The 26,316-nt window shown below is 46.3% G+C and carries 23 protein-coding genes; 7 read left to right on the top strand and 16 right to left on the bottom strand.

The window, feature by feature from the left end:
• Positions 1-23: 23 nt before the first annotated feature.
• From AC2TDN_RS18875 to AC2TDN_RS18860, 4 genes are all read right to left on the bottom strand, one after another.
• Positions 24-353 carry a LapA family protein gene (locus AC2TDN_RS18875; protein ID WP_484689730.1) on the bottom strand — a complete coding sequence of 110 codons (330 nt, stop codon included), beginning with the start codon at positions 351-353 and terminating at the stop codon, positions 24-26.
• A gap of 185 nt (positions 354-538) precedes the next feature.
• On the bottom strand, positions 539-1,252 hold the full coding sequence (locus AC2TDN_RS18870) for a hypothetical protein (RefSeq protein WP_482067667.1): 714 nt from the start codon (positions 1,250-1,252) through the stop codon (positions 539-541).
• Between the two features lie 285 nt (positions 1,253-1,537).
• A complete protein-coding gene (locus AC2TDN_RS18865) occupies positions 1,538-2,620 on the bottom strand; it encodes a Gfo/Idh/MocA family protein (protein WP_484689729.1) in 1,083 nt (360 codons plus the stop codon).
• 81 nt (positions 2,621-2,701) lie between these two features.
• Complete coding sequence (locus AC2TDN_RS18860; protein WP_484689727.1) at positions 2,702-3,271, bottom strand: hypothetical protein; 570 nt, start codon at positions 3,269-3,271, stop codon at positions 2,702-2,704.
• Between the two features lie 375 nt (positions 3,272-3,646).
• Between AC2TDN_RS18860 and AC2TDN_RS18855 the strand changes: the two genes are divergently transcribed.
• Together AC2TDN_RS18855 and AC2TDN_RS18850 are read left to right on the top strand one after the other, a co-directional pair.
• Positions 3,647-4,579 carry a hypothetical protein gene (locus AC2TDN_RS18855; RefSeq protein ID WP_482067670.1) on the top strand — a complete coding sequence of 311 codons (933 nt, stop codon included), beginning with the start codon at positions 3,647-3,649 and terminating at the stop codon, positions 4,577-4,579.
• A 115-nt stretch (positions 4,580-4,694) separates the two neighbouring features.
• Positions 4,695-4,943: an NHLP leader peptide family RiPP precursor gene (locus AC2TDN_RS18850; RefSeq protein ID WP_482067671.1), complete on the top strand. Its 249-nt coding sequence runs from the start codon at positions 4,695-4,697 to the stop codon at positions 4,941-4,943.
• A gap of 33 nt (positions 4,944-4,976) precedes the next feature.
• Here AC2TDN_RS18850 and AC2TDN_RS18845 read toward each other — a convergent pair whose 3' ends face one another.
• The 5 genes from AC2TDN_RS18845 to AC2TDN_RS18825 all read right to left on the bottom strand — a co-directional run bounded on the left by AC2TDN_RS18845 (position 4,977) and on the right by AC2TDN_RS18825 (position 11,418).
• Complete coding sequence (locus tag AC2TDN_RS18845) at positions 4,977-6,881, bottom strand: ATP-binding protein (protein WP_484689726.1); 1,905 nt, start codon at positions 6,879-6,881, stop codon at positions 4,977-4,979.
• Positions 6,882-7,156: 275 nt separating this feature from the next.
• On the bottom strand, positions 7,157-8,842 hold the full coding sequence (locus tag AC2TDN_RS18840) for an ATP-binding protein (protein WP_484689724.1): 1,686 nt from the start codon (positions 8,840-8,842) through the stop codon (positions 7,157-7,159).
• A gap of 446 nt (positions 8,843-9,288) precedes the next feature.
• Positions 9,289-10,083, bottom strand: a complete 795-nt coding sequence (locus AC2TDN_RS18835; protein WP_484689722.1) for an alpha/beta hydrolase — start codon at positions 10,081-10,083, stop codon at positions 9,289-9,291.
• A gap of 16 nt (positions 10,084-10,099) precedes the next feature.
• Entirely contained in the window at positions 10,100-11,011 is a 912-nt protein-coding gene (locus AC2TDN_RS18830; protein WP_484689720.1) for a Gfo/Idh/MocA family protein, read from the bottom strand.
• Positions 11,012-11,034: 23 nt separating this feature from the next.
• The gene (locus AC2TDN_RS18825; protein ID WP_482067676.1) at positions 11,035-11,418 is read right to left on the bottom strand and encodes a (deoxy)nucleoside triphosphate pyrophosphohydrolase; all 384 of its coding nucleotides are present in this window, start codon (positions 11,416-11,418) and stop codon (positions 11,035-11,037) included.
• A gap of 163 nt (positions 11,419-11,581) precedes the next feature.
• Here AC2TDN_RS18825 and AC2TDN_RS18820 point away from each other — a divergent pair, with 163 nt between their 5' ends.
• The 3 genes from AC2TDN_RS18820 to AC2TDN_RS18810 all read left to right on the top strand — a co-directional run bounded on the left by AC2TDN_RS18820 (position 11,582) and on the right by AC2TDN_RS18810 (position 15,577).
• The gene (locus AC2TDN_RS18820; protein ID WP_484689719.1) at positions 11,582-12,628 is read left to right on the top strand and encodes a SepM family pheromone-processing serine protease; all 1,047 of its coding nucleotides are present in this window, start codon (positions 11,582-11,584) and stop codon (positions 12,626-12,628) included.
• Between the two features lie 148 nt (positions 12,629-12,776).
• Positions 12,777-12,971 (top strand): hypothetical protein, encoded by a 195-nt coding sequence (locus tag AC2TDN_RS18815; RefSeq protein ID WP_484689717.1) that lies wholly within the window; start codon positions 12,777-12,779, stop codon positions 12,969-12,971.
• A 149-nt stretch (positions 12,972-13,120) separates the two neighbouring features.
• Positions 13,121-15,577, top strand: coding sequence for a beta-propeller domain-containing protein (locus AC2TDN_RS18810; RefSeq protein WP_484689716.1), 2,457 nt, complete (start codon positions 13,121-13,123; stop codon positions 15,575-15,577).
• A 104-nt stretch (positions 15,578-15,681) separates the two neighbouring features.
• Here AC2TDN_RS18810 and namA read toward each other — a convergent pair whose 3' ends face one another.
• Entirely contained in the window at positions 15,682-16,710 is a 1,029-nt protein-coding gene (gene namA, locus AC2TDN_RS18805; protein ID WP_484689714.1) for an NADPH dehydrogenase NamA, read from the bottom strand.
• Positions 16,711-16,868: 158 nt separating this feature from the next.
• Here namA and AC2TDN_RS18800 point away from each other — a divergent pair, with 158 nt between their 5' ends.
• A complete protein-coding gene (locus tag AC2TDN_RS18800) occupies positions 16,869-17,306 on the top strand; it encodes an Lrp/AsnC family transcriptional regulator (protein ID WP_484689713.1) in 438 nt (145 codons plus the stop codon).
• A gap of 131 nt (positions 17,307-17,437) precedes the next feature.
• Positions 17,438-18,403, top strand: coding sequence for an acetylxylan esterase (locus AC2TDN_RS18795; RefSeq protein WP_484689711.1), 966 nt, complete (start codon positions 17,438-17,440; stop codon positions 18,401-18,403).
• A 610-nt stretch (positions 18,404-19,013) separates the two neighbouring features.
• On the opposite strand, the gene AC2TDN_RS18790 is transcribed toward AC2TDN_RS18795, so the two are convergent.
• The 6 genes from AC2TDN_RS18790 to AC2TDN_RS18765 form a co-directional block, all read right to left on the bottom strand.
• Positions 19,014-20,456, bottom strand: a complete 1,443-nt coding sequence (locus AC2TDN_RS18790) for a nicotinate phosphoribosyltransferase (RefSeq protein WP_482067684.1) — start codon at positions 20,454-20,456, stop codon at positions 19,014-19,016.
• A 194-nt stretch (positions 20,457-20,650) separates the two neighbouring features.
• The gene (locus AC2TDN_RS18785; RefSeq protein ID WP_482067685.1) at positions 20,651-21,250 is read right to left on the bottom strand and encodes a response regulator; all 600 of its coding nucleotides are present in this window, start codon (positions 21,248-21,250) and stop codon (positions 20,651-20,653) included.
• 28 nt (positions 21,251-21,278) lie between these two features.
• On the bottom strand, positions 21,279-22,397 hold the full coding sequence (locus tag AC2TDN_RS18780; protein ID WP_482067686.1) for a sensor histidine kinase: 1,119 nt from the start codon (positions 22,395-22,397) through the stop codon (positions 21,279-21,281).
• 151 nt (positions 22,398-22,548) lie between these two features.
• On the bottom strand, positions 22,549-23,610 hold the full coding sequence (gene desA, locus AC2TDN_RS18775; RefSeq protein ID WP_484689708.1) for a Delta(5) desaturase DesA: 1,062 nt from the start codon (positions 23,608-23,610) through the stop codon (positions 22,549-22,551).
• A 248-nt stretch (positions 23,611-23,858) separates the two neighbouring features.
• Positions 23,859-25,091 (bottom strand): aminopeptidase, encoded by a 1,233-nt coding sequence (locus AC2TDN_RS18770; RefSeq protein ID WP_484689707.1) that lies wholly within the window; start codon positions 25,089-25,091, stop codon positions 23,859-23,861.
• A gap of 148 nt (positions 25,092-25,239) precedes the next feature.
• Positions 25,240-26,193, bottom strand: a complete 954-nt coding sequence (locus tag AC2TDN_RS18765; protein WP_484689705.1) for a helix-turn-helix transcriptional regulator — start codon at positions 26,191-26,193, stop codon at positions 25,240-25,242.
• Positions 26,194-26,316 lie beyond the last annotated feature (123 nt).

The raw sequence follows: 26,316 nt of genomic DNA, 5'->3' as shown, positions 1-26,316 counted from the left end.
TTGGCCTCGCTATCTAAGTTGAGTTATTCGACTGGAGTTGCTGGAGCCGCTTGCTTTGGCTCAGAACCTAGTGGCGACAGCGATATGCCAAGCCGCTCAGCTTCAGCCGTCAGCGAAGCAAGCTGCTTCTCCAAAGATTTGATCGTCCGCTGCAGGCGGATCTGGCGAATCATGCCGAGCAGCCCGACCGTTACGCCTCCGAGAAGCGTCGATACCAGTATCACAAGAATAAGCGGAAGCGTTGTTTTCGCAAAAAAGAAGTTGACCTGTACGGAATCGACATTGATTACAGCAAATATCGCGATAAGAAGCGCGAACACTAACGCGGAAATAAGTACACCTTGTCCCTTCATGCCGTTCCCTCCCTTTTCCAAAAATAATACCACAAACCTCATCGGTTCGCCTATCTTCCCTGCGCCAGGCTCTACCCTTTCCCATTCAAAAAAAGCAATTGCCTTAATTGTTGTTCGAATGTTTTAGAGGAAAAGAAAGGGACTTTCGCAGATGCTGGACGCATTTGCGAAAGTCCCTATTACCCTTATTTCACCCTGCATACTGCTTCAAAAAATCGAGAGAAGACCTTTGCAATTCGCCAAGTCTCCGTATCGCCACTCATCATGACATAGTCAGGCCCCTCCGGCAGCTTAAGCTCCTCGATCTTGGCCCGAGTCTCCAGCACGACGCGAAGCGACTTCCCTTTATCCTGCAGACGCGAATATAGGTCGGAGATAAACAGCAAAAACTTATCCCAATCCTCATCCGCGACTCTCTCATAGTCTAGTTCAACGCCACCGAAACCGAACTGCTCGGCAACGGCTATCAATTCATCCGCATGCTTCCTGCGGCTCTCCTCCGAGCTCATCAGGCGCTTTATTAAAGCCGGGTTCTTCTGAAGCGATTCACCGCTCGGCAGGATTTGATCATTCACAACCGTCAAATAGAAGTGATCAAGCCCACTCTGCTCATAGAGCTTTAGAACTTCAAGCATTGCCTCATAATAATCTTCCGTAAAATAGAGGCTGTCCGACTGATCGAAATAAGCAGCAAACATCGGCTGGCTTGTTAAGCCTTCCTTCAATATCTCCACATTCTCAAGCCCGTTTTGCCATTGCCAATCCGCCAGCCAAGCGGATAGCTCAGAAGTCTGCCCCTTTTCTTTCTCAGGAGATGGCAGCTTGTCGTAGCCCACAGCAGCGCCTATAAACAAAACAAGCAAACTGACCGTTAGATACATCTTCCGGTTCCTAATCAATCCATAATCCTCCTTATACGCTGTTCATAAATAACCTAAAAGGTGTCGATCGCCCCGTCAAAGGAGGTATTGATCGCATTCCTGATTTTAGCCGATAAAAGCAATTCTTTTACGCATGTATATCCCACTTCTCTTTACAATTTCCGTACAATTCGACTCCAGAAAACAAAAAACGACTCAATCACATTAAATGTGAATTAGAGTCGTTGCAGTTTAAGCATATTTTATCATAGGGCATGAATAACTCCTGTATGTAAATAGCACCAATTTTGTATACTAAATGTCTTATTTATTCATCCAAACTTGCTTTTCAGTATGGATAGTCAGTCCTGATTCTATCGCTTGTCCCATCAACAGCGCCAAATAATGGTCATGTGCCGCTTCAGCGATGCTATAGAAAGATGTTCCCTTCCCTGACGCGTAATCTCCCATACGCAGCAAGCACGTAGCTATCGCAATTTCGTCATCGCTTAACCTTGCGGGAGCGACCGGATTTTGATACACAAAGTCTCCGTCAGCGGTGACACCACGATGGTAATAGCCCTCCAAATTGCCGTGATGACCGGTATCCACCCTGCGAAGCTCTGTATGAATGGGAGTAGCATAATCCTTTAAGTAGCTGACTTCCATGTCCACAAGCTCGCCTTTGCTGCCTCTTACAAGCACTCTGCTGCGCCGTATCCAAGAGAAATATTGATCGCCCGTAAAATCATACACAGCCAGCTTGTCGCCAAAGCGAAACGTCGCGATCCGCTGCACGGATTGTACGATACGCTCTTCGAGGGGATCGCCTTGCCTGCTAGGCCCTTGCATAATCGTCGATTCAAATTGCTGGCCGCAAATAGCGGCATGCTCGAAGCCGACGCCAAGCAGCTGTCTAATAAGGCTGATGCCATGATAATCATGGGCAGCCGAAACCTGTGCATGCTTCACCTCGCCAAGCTTGCCGGAGCGGGCGAGCTGAATACGGGCAGCATGCATCGGCTGAAACAAATACTGCTCCGCAACCTGTACCAACGCATCCTTTGGCAAAGAGTCATATAAATCAGTAAGCCCAGCCAAATCAGCCGCCGGCGGCGTCTCTGCCAGTACCGGAATTCGATGTTCGGTTAATTGGCGGATTAGATCAGGAGCTGCCGTTCGAGGCACAGACACAACAGCAAAACTAATATTCGCTGCTTCTTCCACAAACTGCTCAACATTGCGAACGGTTCGAATGCCCCATTTTGCTTCGAGCGCCCTCCCCTTCTCCTCGTCTCGTACAAGTATGGTATGAATGTGAAATCGCTCAGGCAGCGCTTTCGCAATCCTTATGTAAAATTCTGCGCGCCAACCTCCGCCGACAATGCCAAAACTGATAGTGGACATTTTAAAACCAGCCTCCCCAATCAATGGTTTGTTCCCTGCTTTTATTTAAAAAGAAAAAGATCTCCGCGTGTGAGATCTTCTTTAAGCTGTTCGGAAAGTGCCCGTCGCTTTAATTTCCTCTTTGCAGCCCGTATAGGCATGCAGCTTGCCGTGGTATACTAATTCCAGCAATGCCGTATTCTCCAGATCAGCAGGCGTTACGAATAATGATGGCTTATTGACCAAATTCACTCCGCTCTCCTCGAACACCGAAGCGACAAACTGCGAGCAGAAGTAAGCGTATTCTCGTTTCATCTCAATATTAAGCATAATGCCAAACATGCCAAGCAGATTGTATTTGTATTGATCCCGGTTTTTCTCCATATAATGGATCTGATTTCTGATATTAATATAAGAGCTATGACTGATCGTGCATCGGTATAAAGCGCAGGTTGAATGCTCGAAAAACTCGCCGCGTACATCCTCTTTCACAAATCCCGCAAAAAATGGGTTGTTCGGATTCTTTCTCCCAAAGCTGTACACTTCATTCAAATCGCTGTCAAATGCTATTGATGCATGGTTTAACATATTTTTCGTATACCATCTAATAGTCTTTGAGAATAATGTACCCGTATTCGTCAAGAGCACATAAATTTCAACATCTCTATTCATGCCGTACTACCTCCACATTAAAGAACTCTCATCTTCGTATTAACTTTAATGCAGGAGAACAAAATTCTAAACCTGCTCAGGTAATAGGAATGTCCTCGACCTTAGTCCAGTTTTGTAAACATTTTGTGACAGAGGGTCTTCTACCAATCATTCATCTTTACATAGCTTTTCTTTATTTTACTGGATTTTCTCCTTATACTCAATAAGGTTGTTCGCCTTTTTTCCCTCTTGCTTAAAAAAATGTTAACATTTGCTTATTTGAAAGATGATATAGTAGGAAAATAATGACATCGTTCATTTACTATATATATGCTGCAAAATTACAATTTAGTATAGTCTTTTCAAATCATATGGATGGTCACGGAGGACTTCGCAATGGAATGGTATACCCGTTACAAAAATCAGCTGGAGCAGGTTTATATGGAAGCTGAGCGCCGTATCGCTGCTTTTCCAGAGCCGCTAAACGCTATTGGTCATACTTACTCTGAAAAGTTCAACCCTGTGAAGCAGGATAGCGGCAAGGATTACATATGCAGCCTGCTCCCCTTCTGGGTCAAGGAGCCGAGCGGTATTAGCAACGCCCAGTGTGAGAAACTCGGATTAGCTAATGTATATGGAATGCTCTATTTTTTTATCCAGGATGATGTGATGGATAGCAAGCCCTCTTCTCGTTGGAAGGAGAAGCTTGCGCTCGGCAATTTGCTGCAGCTTGAAATGTTCAGCCTCTTTCGCGAGCTATTCCCTTCTGATTCCGTGTTTTGGAACTATTATCATCGTTATGTGACAACATGGGCGGACAGTGTCGTGAATGAGGATCGCCAGGATTACTTCATTAATGAGCCAATCCGCACGGCTGGCAAAGCCGGGCCAGTCAAAATCGCAAGTACGGGTGCATTGCTTTTGTCGGGACGTACGGAGTTAATAGCAAAGCTGGAGCGTACAATCGACATCGTATTAATGACGCTTCAGATGGCAGACGACTACGCGGACTGGAAGGAAGATTTGGCGGATGGCAGCTATAACGGCCTGCTGGCGATGATTGCTGCTGATCGTGCCTCAGACAGCCCCTTAACTGAAAAGGACGCAGAAAATGCCATCTATATACGTGGGTGCCTAAAGCCGTATGTGCAGCTCGTCGAAGATAATCATGCGTTGATAGTGGCTATGGAAGCGGGAGCGGTAGAGCTGGTAGAGTTTCATGCTTTTATAGTGAATCGTTTGAACCAGATTCATGAGGCGATAGAATTAAACAAGTGTCTCTTATTCAAGGGTGGTTTTAACCATTTTTTGGTTACTCAAACGACTTGATAGGTCCAAAAGATTCTATTATTTGTCGAATATTTGAATTTATATTTGGAATTTGTCGAAAGGTCATGTTAAACTAAGTATGGTAAACTTATACATATTCGGAAGGGTGATCATTGTGTCCTCAAAGCAATCATTGCAAGAACAAATTATTCAAAAGGCATGGGAAGATGCCGAATTCAAAAAACAGCTTCTAGCCAATCCGAAAGCTGCCGTTAAAGACGCTTTTGGCGTTGATGTACCGGATACAATCGAAGTAGAGGTAGTAGAGGAGTCGGCGAATAAATTTTATTTCGTTCTTCCCGTGAATCCTGCAGAGAACAACGATGACGTCCAAGTTGGCATTCCGATGTGGCCTACTGAATAAAAAAATAAGCCCTTTACCATATGGTAAGGGGCTTTATTTCTTCTCTTGCGGGAATTCGATTAATGCTTCAGTACCGAACCCCTTTTTACTAGAAAAATGCAGCGTACCATTCATGACCTCAATGATCCGGAAGGTAACCATAAGCCCAAGCCCTGTGCCCTTCGTTTTATTCGAATAATACGGTTCGCCTAGCCTCTTCAAATCAGCCTCATTCATTCCTTCACCGTTATCTTTAATTTGAATCATTACATTTTTAGTACTCTCATGTTCATATGCTCGAATATGAATAGCTCCATCTTGCCCTAAAGCCTCAATGCTATTTTTTATGATATTAATAAGCGCTTGCTTAAATTTCGACGAATTTCCCCGAACATATAGCTCTGATTCCAAATCCACCGTAATTACTCCGCCTTGCATGGTCGTTAAGGGAATGAGAATACCTTCTATTTGCTGCAGCTCTTCTCCAATGTTAAGTATAGTTGATTGCTCCATCTGAGGCTTGGCGAAGGTCAGAAAATCGGTAATAATTTCTGCTGCGCGATCCAGCTCTTCAATGGCAAGCAGCATAAAGGTTTTATCTTTGTCATTACTCGCTTTTTCCCCGATTATTTGTAAAAACCCTCGCGTTACTTGCAGTGGGTTTCGCACCTCATGCGCAACTGAGGCAGCAAGCTGGCTAATGATATCCATCTTCTCAGAGCGTTGAAGCTCAAGATTGAATATTTCCATTTGCTTCGAATACTTCAATAACTGTTCATAATTTTGAATGCTTCGAAGAGCAAGAATAATGACTAATGAACTTAGAAAACAGAGAATACCCCATTTCCACACAAACATAAAGTAATTCATATTATTTATGTAATACCAGACCAGCTCCCCTCCCCCTATTGCAGCGAACATACTAAAGCCAGTAGCCAATATTATGGCTTCTGTATTTTTTTGTCTACAAAAATTAATAAGCAGAACAATTAGAAGTAGGTTGCTTATGAGTATAAAGACAGCAAAAACGGCTGAACCATAAATAGAATACCACTCTCTTACCCCATCTAATAAAAATCCAGCAGCAAAGAACCCAATATTTATAAAAGCATACCAAATATGAAGTTTTCTAAATCGAGTAATTAATTGATAAGGCCCTTTACCGAAAACCTTCTCAAAAAAGAGAAATAAGGCAGGCATAAGTAATGTTGTTGCAAGGTCAAATGAATAATAAGCTGTAGTACCTAATTGAGGATAAAACCTATGTAAAAAGGAGGAATGAGAAATTATCATTAATCCAACCGAAAGGATAATTATCATTAATGAGTTAGCCGCTGCTAAATATATTTTTTTTATAAATAAGAAACAAAGAAGCAACCCTACTGCAATAAAAACAAGGGCAGCACCCAAAATAATATCTAGAAATTCATACTTCATATAGCTTTTATCTAGAATTTGATAATCACCAAGCATTAGTTTTCCTTTTATTCCGATTGGGCCTGTACTAGTTGTCAGCTTCAGATATATCGATTGATTAGCTTCTTGAGGTAAAAGCGGCAATATGATTTCATTTTTATTAAACGAGTAATTCCGATAGGATTCATAAACGATATTTTCATTAATATAAATCGTTACATCTTTGGCAGATAAGTTGTTTATGGATAATGCTGGCCTAGCCAAATCGAATTTAGGCAATTTTATTCTTATCCAGGCGACTTGCATGTCAGCAGACTTATTAGATAAATCGTCGTTCTCAGAGTTGGAAATCCAATCCTCTGCCCTTTCCTTAGAAGAAGCTTCCTGAACCGTACTATCAGGATCTTCCTCCCACATCATTTCCCATTCCGTAATAGTGGTTGTTGTTGAAGACGGCTGTGCATAGGATGGAATAGCCAGAAAAGAGCTAATAATAGCTAGCGATAGGACGAAGACAATTATATATTTATGTAATTTCTTCATTGGACACCCCATATTGTAAGAATTACAATTCCACCATATATAGTTCTATATTTCGACAATCTTCGATTTGGAACCTTCTAGCATTTCCATTTTTTCAAAATAAACAACGCATCAGAAGCAATATAATGGATAATTAATCTAATTCCAGTTTATTCCCTTTAGCGAAAAGGCACAATAGCATATACTATGTCGAATATTAGAAATTAAACGGGCATCGCATGAAGCAAAAAAATGACAAAAAAAGTGCTTATCCACTCCTTAAGGAGCAGCAAGCACTAGTTTTTTGCTGAAGGAATGTGAATGATGGCTTCTGTGCCCACACCTTTTTTACTGCTAAACTCAATTTTTCCATCCATCACCTCAATAATTCGAAAAGTTACCATCAATCCTAATCCGGTTCCTTTCGATTTCTTGGAGTAATAAGGCTCGCCTAGTCTCTTCAGGTCTGCCTCATTCATTCCTTCCCCATTGTCTTTGATCGCAATAACCACATTGTTGGAATCATCCTGATAGGCTCGGATTAATATTGTCCCATCTTTGTTTAATGCTTCAATGCTGTTTTTGATAATATTGATAATTGCCTGCTTTAGCTTCGATGAATCGCCGCGAACGTATAAATAAGGTGATAAATCCGTCTTGATGACACCACCTTGCATATTCGCTAAAGGCACCAGTATCCCCTCAATTTTTTTGAGCTCCTCAGCAACATTCAACAGCGACATCTCTTCAAGCTGGGGTTTAGCGAACGTTAAAAAGTCGGTAATAATATCAGAGGCTCGATCCAGTTCATCTATAGCCATCCCCATAAATCCTTTCTCTTTATCATTCGTTGATTTCTCGCTGAGCAGTTGAAGGAAGCCTCTTGTCACTTGCAGCGGATTTCGAACCTCATGCGCAACCGAGGCAGCCAACTGGCTGATAATATCCATTTTTTCAGAACGTTGAAGCTCATTATTAAATACATCTAGCTGTTTGGAGTAGCTTACAACCTGTTCATAATTCAACAAAACTCTTCTTGCCAGTATAAGAATTAAGGATGAAATAAAACTAAAAATGCCCCACTTCCAGTATATCAAATCATAATTCGCATTTTGAATAAAATACAAGCTGATTTCTATGACTGCTATCATTGCAAATATGCCGAATCCTATTGTGATAATAATGGCTTCTCTATTCTTTTGCAGACAATACTTGATAAAACAGCCAATCAGCACCATATTGCCAATAATGACCGTTCCGGCAAAAGCAGCCAACATGACAACGGCATAATATTTTTCAATTTCATCCGATATAAATGAAGCAAGCAGCCATATGAATGAAATCGTTGAAACAACGACCTGCACCTTTCTAAAGCGAGTTATTAATCCGTAGGGACCTCTTCCAAATATTTTCTCAAAAAAGATAAAAATAGAAGGCATCACTAGATTAGAGCTAATATCGAACATATAATAAATGAAAAATCCGTATTCCTTATATACCGTATGCACATATGGAGAAAGAGAGAGAAGCATGACTCCGATTGAAAAAATAAAGACAGAAAGGGAGCTCAAACCGGACAAATAAGATTTATTCAAAAACAAAAAGCATAGCAACATGCCCAGCGATACAAATAAAAGCGTTGCTCCAATTGCTACATCGAACATTTCCTGCTTCATAAAAGCTTTACTAAGAATCTGTCCTTCGCCAATAATGATCGGTTTTTTTAGACCCAACCAGTCTGAATCAGTATGCAAAAGAATATATACCATATGATTAGCTTCGTTTTCTGAAATAGACAAAAGAATTTCGTTTTTATTATAAGCATAATTCCGATGCGACTCATAAACGAGCTTATTATTGATAAATATCGAGACATCTTTGGCAATCAACTTGCTTATTAATAAGACAGGCCGTGCGAAATCATATTCCGGCAGCTTAAACCTTAGCCAAGCAGCTTGAATATTAGCTGGCTTCTCAGGCAAACCGTCCTCATAAGTGAAGGTTTGCCATTTGCTCGACAGCCTATTTGAAGCAGCGTTCTGAACGGTAGGTTGTGAATTGTCCTCCCACATCATTTCCCACTCTGTTATAACGTCACTCGTAGAAGTCGATAACGCATAGGAAGTAGAGGGAAGAAGCGGAATGGCTATTAATATAATTATGACGAGAACCCATACAAATTTATGCATAGCTTTCATTGAACACCTCAGAATGTAAAAAATAAATTTCTTTCTTTTCTACTATGATTCGACAGCCTTTGATAAGCCTCCTTCAAACATTCCACTATTTTCTAAAAAGGACTGTCATTCCAGCAAACCGTTTGATCAAAATAAAAAAGCCGCCTCATTCGGTCATTGACCCCATGAGACAGCTTCTTGTCCTTACTTTATGCGAAGCAAAGCAAGAGCATGCCAAACTGCATTGCGCATTATTCGCTTGCTTGAATGCCCTTCATCCAGCCGAGCAGCTCGCGGCTAACCTGATCCAATTGTTCCTGTGCAGTAATAGCGGCTTGTTTATCACCCTTTTGAGCGCCGTAGGAGCCGAATTGACCATGGTTGCCGCCTTCGATCGTGACATATTGGGTATCGCTAGGCATGAACGCCTTTCCCTTGCCCCACTCCTCCCGGTTCAGCACACCGTCGTTAGACGCCGTAATTTGCAATACCGAAAGCTTGGCATCGGCGAGGCTTCCTGCCTTTTCGGCATAAGCCGCCAAGAAGAAAATACCGTTGATTTGATCCAGATGCTCCGCAGCATACCTTGAAGCAAAAACACCGCCAAGCGAGTGCCCGCCTATGACGTAACTCTCGTCAGGGTGCTCAGCAATGAAGGCATCCGCTTTGTTTGGTCCCATAAAAGCAAGATTGATCGGCATGCTTGCGATATAAACGCGGTGACCTGCCTCTGCCAGTTCACGCGCAAGCGGTGCATAGCTCTTCGGGTCAACCAACCCTCCAGGATAAAATACAACATTAGGCTGTATAACTGCTGCCTCACCCGCAGAAGGTTCAAAACGATAGCCGGCTTGTCCAATGCTGACCGTTACCTGCTCGTCGCTTTTCATCGCTGCTTTAGCTTCTGGCGACGGCGAATAAACCATGATTTGATACACGATAACGACCGTTAATAATAATGCCAATACAATGCCTGCCGTCCAAATCAGCACCTTTCTGCCCCGGCTCTGTTTTGGTTTTGGCAATGCTGCTGAATCTTGACTCATTTCATACACACTTCCTTTAATTCAGCATACTCATCAACAGTTGCTGTGATTTCAAAGCCTCCTCGCCATCTACGGCGACTTTCTTATCCTGAAGGATGCAATCCACAAAATGATGTACGGCATCCTCGAAGCCGCGCTGCTTCAATATCGTCTGCCAAGACGGCGGAAAGGTTGTTGTCAGCTTATCATCCCGCTCCACCTCTAGCAAACTCATGTTTTTCACGCGAATAATCTCGCCTGCTGCGATGATCTCAAGCTGCTCTAAGCTCGTTCCGGCATTGCGGTGCATGGCAGTCGTTACGGCATAACCGTCTGGTGTGCTGTAATGATGCTGGGCATGCAGCAGTTGATTCTCCTCGTTGATCCGAACGATCCCGTTCTGCAAAGACGCTCCGCCATCAGCCAGCCACCTTGCCGTATCTACCAGATGCAAATAATCATCCAGCATCGTAAAATCTACCGTATGCGGACCAATCGAATTCGTACGGTGCTTCTCCATACGAATCCATGCTGCCTGCGACATGCGCTGCTTCGCCTGCACGTATAGCGGCGCGAATCGGCGGTTGAAGCCAACCATCAGCTTTCGGCCAAGTCTCGCGCTCAGCTCCGCAAGCTGCTCTGCCTCATTTAGAGTGGCGGTAAGCGGCTTATCTACATATACATCCTTGCCCAAATCAAGGAGCGTAGATACGACTTCAAAATGTGAATCTGTCGAGCTATGTACAAATACCGCATCACAGCTTCGAGCCAGCTCAGTCAAGCTATCGAACGATCCGATTCGATACTCGCCGCAAATGGCCACTCGCTTCTCCGCGCTCGGAGAGTAAGCGCCCACAAACGTCCAATCCGTGGCTCGCGATAATAGGGGCAAATACACCTTTTGAGCGATACCACCAAGTCCAACCATTCCTATACGAAGCTTATTCATCACACTGCCACCTTTTCATTTTTTTAGCCTTGCAAAAGCATATTAACAAACTTTATATCCGCGGGAGCGAATGAATAATCGGCCAACTGTTCCGGACGAACCCAGCGATACTCATCATGATCAATTAGCGAAATTACGCCAGCAATAAACTTTGCACGATAAGCAATCAATTGGATAAGGGTATTACCGTACCAATGCTCATTCATGCCAAAATACGCTAACACGTCGATCTCGATGCTCATTTCCTCCATCAGCTCTCTGCGCAGACATGCCTCAGGCGACTCCTTCTCCTCCAGCTTCCCGCCGGGAAACTCCCAAAGACCGCCCTGCGATTTCTCTATTCTACGCCTAGCAATTAGCAACAATCGTTGCTCGTTCTCGATTATAGCTGCTGCTACCCGAATCAATCAGACACACATCCTCCATCTGCAAACTCCTTATGTGTCCATTTTGGTGTTCATGAATGAATTTTGCAAGCAAGATTAAAACGACTCCTATGCTCACAGCTCTCCTTTTTCTGGTAAAATATATGCTTAGGCTATTGAAACGATCAGAAAGAGGACTTGTTTGATGACAAAAAGGACGAACCCTAGTTACAGAAAAAGACTGCTTACGCTACTTGTTTTGATTATTTTTTTGGCTGCCATGACTTTAATTCCTTTGCCCTACTATATCTATCAGCCCGGTACGGTCGAGAAGCTTTCGGACTATGTCGCTGTTCAGAGCGGCAACGCCTCGAGCAATGGCAGCTTCAACCTAACGACCGTCTATTCCTTAAAAGTAAATAATGCGATGACGATGATCTACGGCTTGATTACGAAGGATTCTGAGATTAGAAAGTCGGATCATGTGCGCGGAACGCTCACGGATGCCCAGTACGGCGCACTGATGAACCATATGATGAAAAGCTCGCAAAGCAACGCGGTTGTTGCTGCGCTCAGCAAGGCTGGAAAACCCGTTTCCTTAACGTATAACGGCGTCTTTGTGCAGGCGCTGCTTCCCGGCTCCAAGGCAGCGGGCGTGCTTTTTCCGGGCGACGTGATCGTCGAGGCAGAGGGCAAAGCGGTGAAGCGACTGAGCGACATTGCTGCGATTTTGACAGCTAGAAAGCAAGCAGACGAAACGCTTGAATTAGTTGTGCAACGGAGCGGAGAGCGGATCAATCTCAAGATTCAACTCTATGAATCTTCACCAGGTACAGCTGAGAATGTCCTGCGAATTGGAATTGTTACAGACGACATTTATACGTTTGAGTCGCCTGTGAAAGTCTCCTATACCGAATCGGAAATTGGCGGCCCGTCTGCAGGACTTATGTTTTCACTGGAAATACTCGATCAGTTAACCGAGGGGGAGCTGACAAATGGCAAGTTTATCGCAGGCACAGGGACAATTGATGCGAGCGGTCGCATCGGACAAATAGGCGGTATCCGCGATAAGATCATTGCCGCCGCGCATGCTGGCGTAGATATATTCTTTTGTCCTGCCGATGTGCTGGCTAGCGACACCAATGAGAAGGATATATTGGATGAAGCTCGCGAGAGAGGCTATAAGATTACGATTATCCCCGTTCGCACGCTTGAGGAAGCGGTGCGAGCGTTGGAGCGTGCCGACAACTAACCCATCGCAAAATAAAAATGTATGTTGATGACATCTGCTTACATCTCCGCTACAATAACTTTAGGTGAAGCACACCGCTTGTTCTCTGGACTATCGTCCGAAGAACGGGCGGTGTTTTTTTATTTTCAGGAGATTGGAGCGGATAAGAATGATGGAAAATCGAATAATGTTTGGCGGCATGGATGGAGCTGCTGGCTGGGGCGAATCCGAGCGAGCAGATCGGGAGTGGATTGTTAAACATACGGAGCTGCGCGATCCAGCAAGCGAGCGTAGACGTCGGTTAGTGGAGCGAGACGATCATGGAGAGCAGCTATTTGCGAACAAATCTTGTAAGCACTATTAGCGGTACAGAAGCTTCCGCTTCTGGACGAGTATTAATTTTTTGTTAAAGCCCTTCAATTCACGCAACTATTAAAGCAAACCTTGCGTTTATGAGGATAATTAGACCATGCATAAAAAACAACATTAGGATACTGAAGGGGAGGATTATGGATGCGAAGAAAAGGGGCTGCTGCGTTGATGTTGGCAGTGTTACTGCTGTTTGCTCCCGCCGCCGGGGGACCGTTCAAGAAGCTGGTTTCCGCGGAAGCTGATATTCATCTTGTCGTGCGAGGTACGGAGCTGACTTTATCTACCGATGCTTTTATCGAGAATGGCAATACCGTCGTTCCTTTGCGAGAAATTTCGGAAGCGCTGGGAGCGGAGGTCAGCTATGAAACCGGAACAAACGACAAGCAAATCATAACGTTGAAGCGTAATGACCGCACCGCTTCGCTTACGATCGGCTCCGCCGTCATGACCGCTAACGGCAAGAGCATTCGATTAGATGCACCCGCTCGGCTCCATCATGACGTAACGATGGTTCCGCTTCGTGCGATTTCCGAGTCGCTGGGCACGGTCGTAGCTTGGGATGCTTCGAAGCGAATCATATCGATTGACGATCCAATAGAGCTGCCGGCTGTTGGCTCGGAAGAGAAGCTCCGCGAGCTCATGGAAACGATGGGCGCTCATAATCAGCTGTTAAACAGATCAGGAGTTGTGGTATATGGAATCAGCAGGGAAGAAAGCGCTGAAGCCTCCGCTCCCGCCTCTGATGAATCAAAAAGCAGCAGCGACTATTCGCAAACGAATGTACAGGTTGGTGGAGTAGATGAGGCAGACTGGGCCAAAACCGATGGCCGTTTCATCTACCAGCTTAGCGGCTCGCGCGTCCTCATTTCAGACATTGCAGATTCCGCGAAGCCGAAGCTTGCCGCAACGCTCGACTATCCGGCAAAGGACGGCTTTACCCCGCAGGAACTATATGTTGATGACAAGCGATTAGTCGTCATTGGACAGCGTCAAGTCAGACTGCCTTATAATACTGTAACTGAAGGTGACCAACCTGTACCCGGCGGTGCCGCCAGCAGAGAGAGCGGACTTGCAGTTGAAGCCCCTTCCGATGCAAAGCGAGGAATATGGATGCCCATACCGATGCTCTCGACTGTGAAAACGTTTATTTACGAGCTGAATGAAGCGGGGCAGCCTAAGCTTGGGCGCGAGACCGAGCAGGAGGGCAGCTACAGCTCCTCACGCAAAATCGGCAGCGCCTTGTATGTCGTAACCAACAAAAATAACTTTACGTATCCGCTATATGATACGGGCAAAGACGGCGGCAATGGTGCAAAAGATCAGCTCGCTGCCTCCTTTCAGCCCATGTATAGCGATTCGGCGGTATCCAAAGAGCTGAAGTCGCTGCCGCTTGATTCGATTCGTTATTTCCCTGAATCGCCTGATGCGAATATGCTGCTCGTTGGCGCGATCGATCTTGATGCCGCTGACCAGCCTTTGCAATTATCTGCATATCTCGGTTCAAGCCAGACCATTTATGCCTCGGAAAAGCATTTGTACGTTGCGATCTCCAAATATACGGCCGATGGAGACGCCTATAAGCAGGAGACGCAGATTTATAAATTCCGTCTTGATCAAGGACGAATCGTCTATATTGGCGAAGGCTCGGTTCCCGGCACGATTTTGAACCAGTTCTCCATGGATGAGCACGAGGGCTACTTCCGGATTGCCTTGACGAAGGGCGATATGTGGGCAAGGGGCAAAGACGGCTCAACAAACAATCTTTTTGTGCTGGATGAGAAGCTGAACACGGTCGGAAAGCTGGAAGGCTTAGCGCCGGGCGAGCGCATTTACTCCGTCCGCTTCATGGGCGGCCGCGCTTATATGGTTACCTTCCGCAACGTTGATCCGCTGTTTGCCATTGATCTAAACAATCCGGTTAAGCCCGCTGTTCTTGGACAGCTGAAAATTCCCGGCTACAGCGACTATCTGCATCCTTATGACGAGAACCATATTATTGGCTTCGGCAAGGAAACGGTCGAAATTCCGTCGAAGGGGATGGGCGCAGACCAGACGATGGCCTTTTACCAAGGGATGAAAATTGCCCTGTTCGACGTCTCTGACGTTAGTCATCCGAAGGAAAAATTCAAAGAAACCATCGGTGATCGCGGTACGAATTCTGAGCTTCTTCATGATCATAAGGCTCTTCTCTTCTCCAAGGAAAAAGGGCTTCTCGCTTTTCCGGTTGAGCTGCTTGAAATCAAAAACAAAGAAACGCTTAAGCCTACTGACTCTCTCGCTTACGGGGAGTTCACTTATCAAGGAGCCTATGTGTATGGCATTGACTTGAAGAAGGGCTTCACGCTGCGCAGCCGTATTACACATCTGACAACCGAGGATTTCGCAAAGAGCGGGCAATATGGTTACGATTACGAAAAAGCGGTACGGCGCATCCTCTATGCAGGAGATACCCTGTATACGCTGTCCGATCATATGCTGAAAGCAAACAATCTGTCGAGCTTAAAGGAAAGCGGATCGCTCGCCTACCCGGCTAAGCCGAAGGAGAACACCGTATATCCAGATGGGCGGCAAGTACAGCCTGTGCTGATTACCGAATAATCATCCTTTCATAGCTCGCCGCTTGAACAAAAGATCGCCCGCGTCTATCCTAAAGAGGGTAGCTCGCGGGCGATCTTTTGCTATTTCGATGAACGATCGATCCATTACTCCGATACGGCATATCTGTAATCAAACCAGTGGCCGCGATAAGGAGCAGGTTCATCTATTTTAATTCCGAGCTGCTCAGCCGCTGCCCGCGGCCAAAAAGGATTCCGCAGCAGCTCCCTGCCAACCGCGATCAGATCTGCACGCCCGTTTTGCAAAATTTCTTCCGCTTGCAATCCAGATGTGATCAGCCCGACCGCCGCAGTTGGAAGACCTGAGCCGCGCCGGATCTGCTCCGAATAGGGCACCTGATATCCGGGATAAACCTTAGGTTTGTCCGGATACACGCCTCCGCTGCTGACATCAATCAAATCGACGCCCAGCTCTTTCATCCGCAGCGCATAATAAACATAGTCCTCTGCGCGATTCCCCTCGGGTCCGTACTCTTCAGCCGATACCCGCACAAACAAGGGACCCTGCCAGACGCTGCGGATTTCTGTAATGACCTCCTGCAGAAGTCGAAATCTTTTTTCCCTTGTGCCCCCGTACTGATCGTCCCTCTTGTTCGTATATGGCGAGAGAAAATCGTTAAGCAAATAGCCGTGCGCGGCATGAAGCTCAATAACATCGAATCCGGCTGCTGCCGCACGTAAGGTTGCTGCCTTAAACGCATGAACAACTTCCTGCACCTCTTCTATTGTAAGCGCCCTTGGCAGCTTTCCATTTACCGCGATTTCCGAGGCGGATACCGCCATTCCCTGCCTGTTCGTTTTCCGTCCGGCCAGCCATAGCTGGATACCTGCCTTTGATCCATGTGCTTGCAATAGCTCCGTCAATTCCTTCAGCTTGGGAATGTGCTTGTCACTCCAAATGCCAAGTGAACCGCTGTCTCTCCCCTGCTCCATCACCGCGCTTACTTCCAGCATGATTAAAGCAACCTGCCCCAGCGCTCTTGCTCCATAATGCAGCTTATGCCAATCTGTCGCTATTCCATCCTCGCCTGCGGACACCATTCCCATAGGGGACATCATGATGCGATTTTTGAGCTCCACGTTGCGAATGGTAAATGGCGTGAACAACAAACTCATATCGGTTCTCTCCTCTCATAATCCTTTACAAAACGTATCTTTATTTTATATGATAATTTCCAAGTATTGAATGGAATAACAACGGACTTATTCTCAGTTCATCTTTATTTTCATCATAAAATATCACTCTTACTTATGTTTTTAAAGGAGAGGTTAAAATGGACCAGCTTGACCAAAAAATCATTGCCATCATGCAGGAGCAAGGAAGAATTTCACTGACGGAATTAGGCAAATTAGTCGGGCTCTCTCAGCCTGCCGTTACGGAAAGGGTTCGAAGACTTGAGGAAAAAGAAATCATCAGCCAGTACCGCGCAGTTGTCCCCGCACAAAAGATCAATAAAACGATGACCGCATTTCTGCTCTTTCATACTAAAAATTGCGAAGGACTTGTCGAATTTTGCAAGCAAGCTGACGATTTAATCGAATGCCATCGGATAAGCGGGCAATACAACTACTTGCTGAAGGTCGTAACGGAATCCATGCAATCGCTGGAGGCTTTTATCAACGCATGCGGCAAATTCGGCGACTCTACGACGATGATCGTCATGTCTACCCCTATTAACTTCAAGCCGCTTATTCCTCTCCTTGGGGAATAATGTTTAGTTCTTTTATTTTTTAGACTACCTCAGCGCCAAAAATCATGGTTGCACATTTTTATCACAGTTGTTATCATCATCCTAGTATTTACCAAACGTTATACTATTCCAATAAAAAGGCGGTTTGCACAATGGCACAGCCCTATGATTTGCCCCTTGATCAATTACGTGCATATAAACCGGCTTTGACGCGTCGAGATGACTTTGAGGATTTTTGGACTGCGACGCTAGCCGAGTTGGCCAATGTACCGCTTGCTTACGAGCGTTCTGAACTGAGCTATCCGGTGAAGGGCTTGAAGGTTTACCGCGTATTCTACCAAGGCTTTAATGATGCAAAAATCGAAGCGATTCTTGCTCTGCCAGACCAGTCCGAGCCGCTGCCGGGCATCGTATCCTACCACGGCTACAATTGGTGTGTTGACGGCGATATACACGACACGGTTAACCTAGCCTTGAAGGGCTATGCCGTTCTAAAAATGTTCTGTCGCGGCCAGCACGGAGAGAGCCAGGATAATGTCATTTCATCCAATGGTCATGTTGCAGGCTGGATGGCCAAGGGCATCCAGAACAAAGAGGAATATTATTACCGTGCCGTCTATATGGATGCTGTGCGCGCCATCGATGTATTAGCTGCTATGCCGGAGGTTGACGCTAGTCGAATCGCGGTAACCGGCGGCAGCCAAGGCGGAGCGATTACGCTCGCTGCAGCTGCGCTATCGGACGTGCCTAAGCTTGCTGTTGCTGATCACCCTTACTTATCGGATTTTGAGCGCGCAATCGACGTAACGCCGCGCGGGCCATACAGCGAGCTGAACGATTACTTCCGCCGCCATTCAGGCAGCCCGGCAATTGAGACCAACGCGAAGGAAACACTAAGCTATTTCGATATTATGAATCTAGCACCGCGAATTCGCTGCTACTCATGGCTGACCATCGGGCTCATCGACGATATTACGCCACCGTCCACAATTTTTTCAGTCTTCAACCATTTAGCCTGCGAGAAGGACATCGCCGTTTACCGTTACTTCGGGCATGAGCTTGTACCTGGCTCGATTGCGCCGCGCCTGCAATTATTTATGGACTACTTGCAAAGCTAGAGCGCCTTGAACGACAAAAAGACTGTATCAAAAAGGACATTGCTGAATAGGACAGTCCCATATATCAATCGAAAAAGCCTCCACACCCACTTTAAAAGTGGAGTTGGAGGCTTTACTTGCTTTTTCAGCCGCATTTTTATGCGGAGCTACAAAATTCCCGGAAGACCCTTTGCCAAGGTGTATCACAGAATCCGCTAAAAGCCGCGATAAGAACGCATATGCTCTTATAGCCAACAAATGGATGTGTTTTGTGTGCTTTAAGCGCACATATGCGCTTATAGCATCGAATAGGCGTACTAGAATCCACTAAAGGCCGCGATAAGAACGCATATGCTCTTATAGCCAACAAATGGATGTGTTTTGTGTGCTTTAAGCGCACATATGCGCTTAAAGCATCGAATTGGCGTACTAGAATCCGCTAAAGGCCGCGATAAGAACGCATATGCTCTTATAGCCAACAAATGGATGTTTTTCCATTAGCTGTAAGCACATATATGCGCTTAAAGCATCGAATTGGCGTATCAGAAACCGCTAGAGGCCGCGATAAGAACGCATATGCTCTTATAGCCAACAAATGGATGTGATTCCAGAGTCCCATTAAATGAAATCTCTACATCTGATGCCGCTGAATCAAATCCCTCTTCAGCTCCCATAACGCTTCACTTAAATTGACGCGGTACGCTTCAGCGTTCAGCTTCCGCAAATATTGCGGCCAAAACAGCTCGAACTGCCCCAGATGATAGCTGCGAATCTGGTCCAAGCTTGGCAGCTTGTACACCAATTCACCCTGCATAAATATAGGTTTTAATAACGGTATCGCTTCATAGTGTTCAATGTATTTATGAATATAAGGATGAATGGGATCAAAAAGCTTAATTCGCTCTCTCCGTTCAAGCTGCGTCTCCTCTTTAAGCGTAATATAATCCGCCTCGGCCTTGCCGGTTTGTGTATTCACAATTCGGTACAGCTCCTTGAAGCCTGGAGTCGATACCTTTTCCGGGTTAGCCGAAATTTTTATAACCGGTTCGTAGCTGCCGTTCTTCTCACGCGCGACCAGCTTGTACACACCGCCGAGCGACGGCTGATCCGTAGCGGTAATCAGCTTCGTCCCAACGCCCCATACATCAATCTTTGCGCCCTGTGATTTGAGATTAGCGATAATCGCCTCATCCAAATCATTGGAAGCAACGATTTGCACGTAGGACAACCCTGCCTCATCCAGCATCTTCCGCGCCATTTGCGACAAATACGCGAGGTCGCCGCTATCCAGACGGATCGCATTCATCCGTTTTCCTTGTTTCTCTAATTCATGGGCAATTTTTATTGCGTTCGGAACCCCGCTTTTGAGCGTATTATAGGTATCAACCAGCAGCGTCACATAGTCAGGCAGCGATTCTGCATAGGCGCGGAAAGCATCCTCCTCTGTGTCATGTCCCTGTATCCAAGAATGAGCATGCGTTCCTTTGGCAGGAATGCCAAAGAGCATGCCCGCCCGCATATTGGAAGTCGCATGGAAGCCGGCAATATAAGTGGCCCTTGCTCCCCAAATGGCAGCATCAGCCTCCTGCGCGCGCCTCGTCCCGAATTCTAGCAGCACATCATCCGGCGCAACCTGCCTAATACGTGCAGCCTTCGTTGCGATCAGCGTTTGATAGTTCATGACGTTAAGAATCGCGGTCTCTACAAGCTGCGCTTCAAAAATGCGTGCCTCCACGCAAAGCAGCGGCTCGCCGGGAAAAACAAGCGTTCCTTCCTCCACCGAATAAATATTGCCCGTAAAACAAAACTCGCGCAGCGCATCCAGAAACTCTTCCTTGTAATTCTCCTCCTGGGTACGCAAATAGGCAATTTCCTCATCGCCAAAATGGAGCGAGCGGATATAGTCCACAATTCTCTCTAGTCCCGCAAATACGGCAAAGCCGTTTCCGAATGGAAGCTTACGAAAATACGTTTCAAATACCGCTTTCTCATTCATCGTTCCTTGCAGCCAGTGCGCGTACATCATATTGATTTGGTATTTGTCGGTATGAAGTGTCAAATTATTATAGCTCATCCCATTAACTCCCTTCCTCTAGTACTCTTTCCTTAAGTCGAATCGATCACTCAAAAAAAACAAAAAATACGCCTTTGAGAGCGTCATAGCCGTCTCGATGGCGCATTATAATTTCAACTGACGTATTCTTTCTGATAAAAGTCCACGACCGACCACAGCGGGCTTCACCAAAACCGCTTCAAAGTCATGGACTTTCATTTGAACCAGCCCTTCTCCTTGAAACGCGTAATTGCTTCAATACGATTGCTGACGTCAAGCTTATCGAGAATGACGGAAATATAGTTGCGAACCGTTCCAGTTGTAATGAATAGCTCGCTCGCTATTTCCTTCGTGTTTTTCCCATCGGCAACGAGTACAAGCACTTCCTTCTCCCGCTCCGTTAATGGATTCTCCTGGCCGTATGCCTCATCGACCAACTCCGAGGCGAAGATGCGCCTTCCCGCCATGACGCTTCGAATCAAATTGGCAAGCTCCTCGCTTGGGCTGTCCTTCAGCAAGTAGCCGCTCACGCCTGCCTTGAGCGCTCGTTCAAAATAACCCGACCTTGCAAATGTCGTCAATATAATGACCTTGCAGCCTTGCCCCTTCAGCTCCTCGGCAGCATCGAGCCCCGTCTTAGCCGGCATCTCGATATCCATAATACAAATGTCTGGCTTATGCTGATGCACTAAACCTATGGCGTCTTCTCCATTGCTCGCTCTACCGACGACCTTCATGTCCTCTTCCAAATCAAGCAGCGAGGCGAGAGCGCCCAGCAGCATGCGTTGATCCTCGGCAATGACGATTCGAATCATAACCCTCAATCCCTTCGTTCGCTAAGCGTTAGTTTTGTTTAATCACATTCGGCACTTTAATCACGAGGGTCGCCCCGTCATCATTCACGATATCCAAGCTACCGTTTACAAATTCAAGCCGCTCTCTCATGCCTTGAAGCCCATGCCCGCCGAAATTTCTAGCCGAATCGGGAATGCCGACGCCATTATCCTTCACCTTGAGCAGAAAATCGGTTCGCAACGAGTCAATCGTTACGGTGCAGGCGGATGCTCCGCTATGCTTCACGACATTCGTGACCGCTTCCTTCAAGCACATGCTGAGCACATTTTCAGTCAATAGATCCGTTTGGCCCAGCCTCAAGTCGCCTTCGAGCTCAAACTCGATTTCTGCCGCCTTCAAAATCTGCTTTATCCGAAACATTTCGTCCTCAAGCCTCGTGCCGCGCATCTGCGTAACCAATTCCCGCACTTCCTTTAATGCCGTTCTCGCCGTCTGCCGCACGTCATTAATTTCAGCCTGCGCCTGCGCCGGATTTTTAACCATCAGCTTGCCAGCCAGATCGCTCTTTAGGCCGATAAGCGAAAGCTTCTGTCCGAGCGTATCATGCAAGTCACGTGCGATCCGCTGCCTCTCTTCGAGCTTAACAAGCTCCGATATTCGCTTATTCGCATCCTCAAGCTGACCTTCAAGCTGCCCCTGCTTATTTCTGCTGTACGTATTGAAAGGAAGCAGAATAACGACGATCAAGCTAATCAGAATGAATGGAAACTGCGTGAAAAACAATGAGTTTTGAGTAGCAAAGCCATAATTGACTGTAACGAACGTACTTACGATATGAATCGTATACAGGGTGAAGAAACCGGCTCGATTCTGAATGTTTCCGATAAAGAAAGCCAAAAAAATCGAAAAATAGACGTAGCTGAACAACATCGTCATCGCAATCGATATGACGATTTGCACACTCGTCCAGAAGTATACGAGCCATCCTTTGGAAATGAAGGACAACCGATAACAAATAAAGAACAGGATAATCATAATAATGCCGGAGACGGCCTCATAGGGCGAGGACGACCTGAAAATAAAGTAAAAAGGCAGAATACAGAAGACTACCCATACATAAGGGCTCAGGCCTGTTTGCTTATGAAAAATCTGATACCATTTGTTCATGGTCATCCACCCTTTTTTCTATGCCATACTCTGTTTGCGTTTATCGTTATTATCATTTTAGCATATACGATTGTCGAAGTATTTATTTTCCTAGTAAGCGCCAAAAATGCCAGAAGCCAGCCTTTAAAGGCATGGCTTCTGTAAATCATTGCTATATTTTCTTAAACTTCAAGCTTGGTTGCGTTGCTTTAAGCTTCTCTGAAGCGGATTCTATTTTCCGAAGACGCTGCTTGACCCCTTTGAAGCTGACAAACTTCTTCTCGGTTTCATCCCATAGGCGGAATTGGAGCGATTCCAAGCTTTCGCTTATCGTAATCGTCGTCGCTTTGTGAAGCGGCGGCGTCGCATTATGCGCTTTTTCCAAGTTATAATTCGGCACTTTCGGGCTTAAATGATGGACATGGTGGAAGCCGATGTTGCCTGTAATCCATTGCAGCACTTTAGGCAGCTTATAGTAAGAGCTTCCGTCAACGGCAGCCTTCACGTAGCTCCATTCGTCCTCATTTTCAAAATATGAATCCTCGAATTGGTGCTGTACATAGAACAACCAGATGCCGAGCAGACCCGATACAAAGAACACAGGGCCTTGCACAAGCAGGAATGCTTGCCAACCGATCGCCCATACAAGCAAAGCGTACAAACCTACGATCGAAACATTCGTTATATAAGTATTCATCCGTTCTTTGCGTCTAGCGCCTTTCACGTTAAAACGATATTGAATTAGAAATACCCCAATCGGGCCAAGACCAAACATAACGAGGGGATGACGATACATCCGGTATGCGATGCGGCGCATCAAAGGAGCTGCTGCATATTCTTCTATGGTAAGAATCCACAAATCGCCAGTGCCGCGTTTATCGAGATTACTGCTCGTTGCGTGATGAATGGAATGAGAGTTTTTCCACTGTCTATAAGGAACAAGCGTCAACACGCCTGTAATGGTACCAAATATGTCATTAGCCTTTTTGCTTTTGAAGAACGAACCGTGGCAGCAGTCATGGAAGATGATGAACGTCCGAATCACGAAGCCAGAAGTAAGCAGCACCAAAGGGATAGTAAGCCAGTACGATATCGAGAGACTATAGTAAGCGGCATACCAGAGCAGAACAAGTGGTACTAAGGTGTTGATAAGCTGTCTGATGCTCGACTTTAAATCTGTTTTCTCAAATGGGGCAACTTCTTTCTTCAAGTGAGCTAATTTCGGTTCTGTCATCGCATTCTTCCTCCTCAATATGACGCTTGGAGTGTATCCCGGACGTCTAACGCAGTATTCTAACTTTATTGTAAAGAAAAGTGTTAGGTTCTCACAGTCATAAACGTCAATACGAATGCATGACATATGTCATATAGCGAGATGGAAAGTTACCGGGTATATGTAACAAGTCCCAGAAATAAACAATAAAGGGCTATTCAAAAGAAGCTTTCGCCTCTTCCAGATAGCCCTTATTCATAGCTTCTGACCTAAATCGCCCAATTCCCTTTACGGAAGATCGGTACACTGGTGCCGTCCTTCGTAATTCCGTCGATATCCATCTCTGCCGAGCCGATCATGAAATCGTTATGCGTAATGCTTGCGTTAACGCCATGCGCCTCAAGCTCTTCCGGAGACATCGTTTTGCCGCCCTCAATGTTGAAGGCATAGCCGCTCCCTATTGCAAGGTGGTTCGACGCATTCTCGTCAAACAGCGTATTGTAGAACAAAATATTAGATTGCGAAATCGGCGACTCATGCGGTACGAGCGCGACTTCTCCAAGGTAATGCGAGCCCTCGTCGATATCAACCAGCTGCTGCAAAATCTCTTGTCCTTCCTCTGCCTCTACCTTCACGATCCGGCCATTCTCGAACGTCAGCTTGAAACGATCGATAATGTTGCCGCCGTAGCTTAATGGCTTCGTGCTTGAAACGTAGCCGTTCACGCCTGTTTTGAGCGGCACTGTAAATACTTCCTCCGTAGGCATGTTCGCCATGAATGGAACGTTGCTTACATTCGTGCTCCCCGCTGCGACCCAGATATGCGACTCAGGCAATTCAATCGTAAGATCGGTGCCGGGAGCGGTGTAATGCAATTTGTGGAAACGGTTCTTGTTCAGCGTCTCGCCTTTGCTATGTAAGTTCTCGTTGTGCTCTTCCCATGCTTTAACGGGATCTTCCGCATGCAATCTGACGGAATCGAAGATCGACTTCCATAGCAGCTCAACCGCTTCCTCTTCCCCTGCTTTAGGGAAAACCTTCGTCGCCCATTGCTTGCTGGCGGCAGCAACGACTGTCCAGCTTACTTTATCGGACTGAATCGCTCTGCGGAATTCCTTTAACCCTTGGCCCGAAGCCTTCTGGAAGCTCGAGATTCGGCCCGAATCGATCCCTTTCAGCAAATCAGGGCTTGAGGACACGATGGAGATAAAAGCTGCGCCGCGCTCTACGAATGAATTACGCTTGCCTGTCTCCCATTCAGGGAACCGCGTGAACACCTCATCCGCTGCTTTCTCATATTTCAATCTAGACAACGAATCGTCAGTCCAATCGACATGCACGTTGCTCGCTCCTGCTGCATAGGCTTTGCTAGCCACAAGGCGAACGAGCGCCGCATTATCGACAGCCCCTGTTACAAAAACCTCTTGCCCTTGCTGAACGTTCACACCGATTTTTACGATTAGTTCCGCATACTTATCTAAATGATGTTCAAATCCACTCATGATTCTTATTCTCCCTTCCATGATAACGACTAGGTACAGCATGTAAATACATGTTATAGCCTAAATTGTATCGAATTAGGAAGCCCATAGTCAAATGACGCAACGCGGAGCTGCGTCAGCGTCATACAATGAACGTCTGTCATTCTGTTCACACGCCATAATGCTCGTTCATTGCTTTCACTTCCGTCATAACCTTTGCCCTCAGCTCATCTGGTTCAACCGCTTGTATGCGCGAGCCATAGCTCAGAATAATTTCGCAGGCGGACGACAGCATTTGAAATTCAACCTCTGCCGTCAGCCAGCCCTGCCGCTCGGATGGCTTGCTCTCGATTACTTTGACATATCGCTCCTTGGACAGCCGTGCTAGTACCGATTCGTCCAGCCTCACTGTCGCGGGATATTGCGGCAATCGCTGCTTGAACTCGCCCATTGACTGCTCCCAGTAGGCTGCCAAATCGAAGTCATATGGCCGTTCAAACCTCTCCTCCAGCACTTCGGCTTCCAATAGGCGCGAGATGCGATAGGTTCGCATCTCCCCCTCCACATCACCGACCACATACCATACGCTGCGCTTGGCAATGAGGCCTAACGGTCGGATGATTCTCTCGACTTCGCCATCCTCCCGCTGGTAGCGCAGCCGCAATAGGCGTTCCTCCCATACAGCCTCCTGCACGATAGACAAGAATGGGTTCGACTCCTGCATCTGGTGCCAGCCCGCTCCGTCGATATGAATCTTTTGCCTGGCGAGAGCTGCGCCCCTGCTCACTTCCGCGGGAGAAGCAGCGAGCAGCTTCTGGACGGCCGCATCGTACTGACCCTCAATACCTAAATCGCCGAGCAGCGCTGAATGACTGGCGATAAGTACAGATACAAGCTCATCGGTATGCATGCCGGTAAGGTTCGTCCGATAGCCCTCGGACAACACCCAGCCCCCATGCAGCCCTCTCTCCGCGTACACCGGAACGCCCGCCTCGCTTAACGATTCCATATCGCGAATAATCGTCCGCTCGGACACCTCCAGCTTTTCCGCCAACGCCTTGGACGTCATTTTTCCGTTGTTCTGCATCAACAATACGATAGCGATCAGCCGTCCCGCTCTCATGCGCCATTCCTCCTTAGCCCATTCAATCCGATTAAACCCTTTATTTCATAATAGCATGAATATATGACAGTAGCTGTCGTATATTGTTTGCTAAACTGACAAAGAGTAAACCTTAGAACCACG

The organism is Paenibacillus sp. Y660 (genome assembly GCF_057221575.1).
This window is presented reverse-complemented; position numbering and strand designations above follow the sequence as displayed.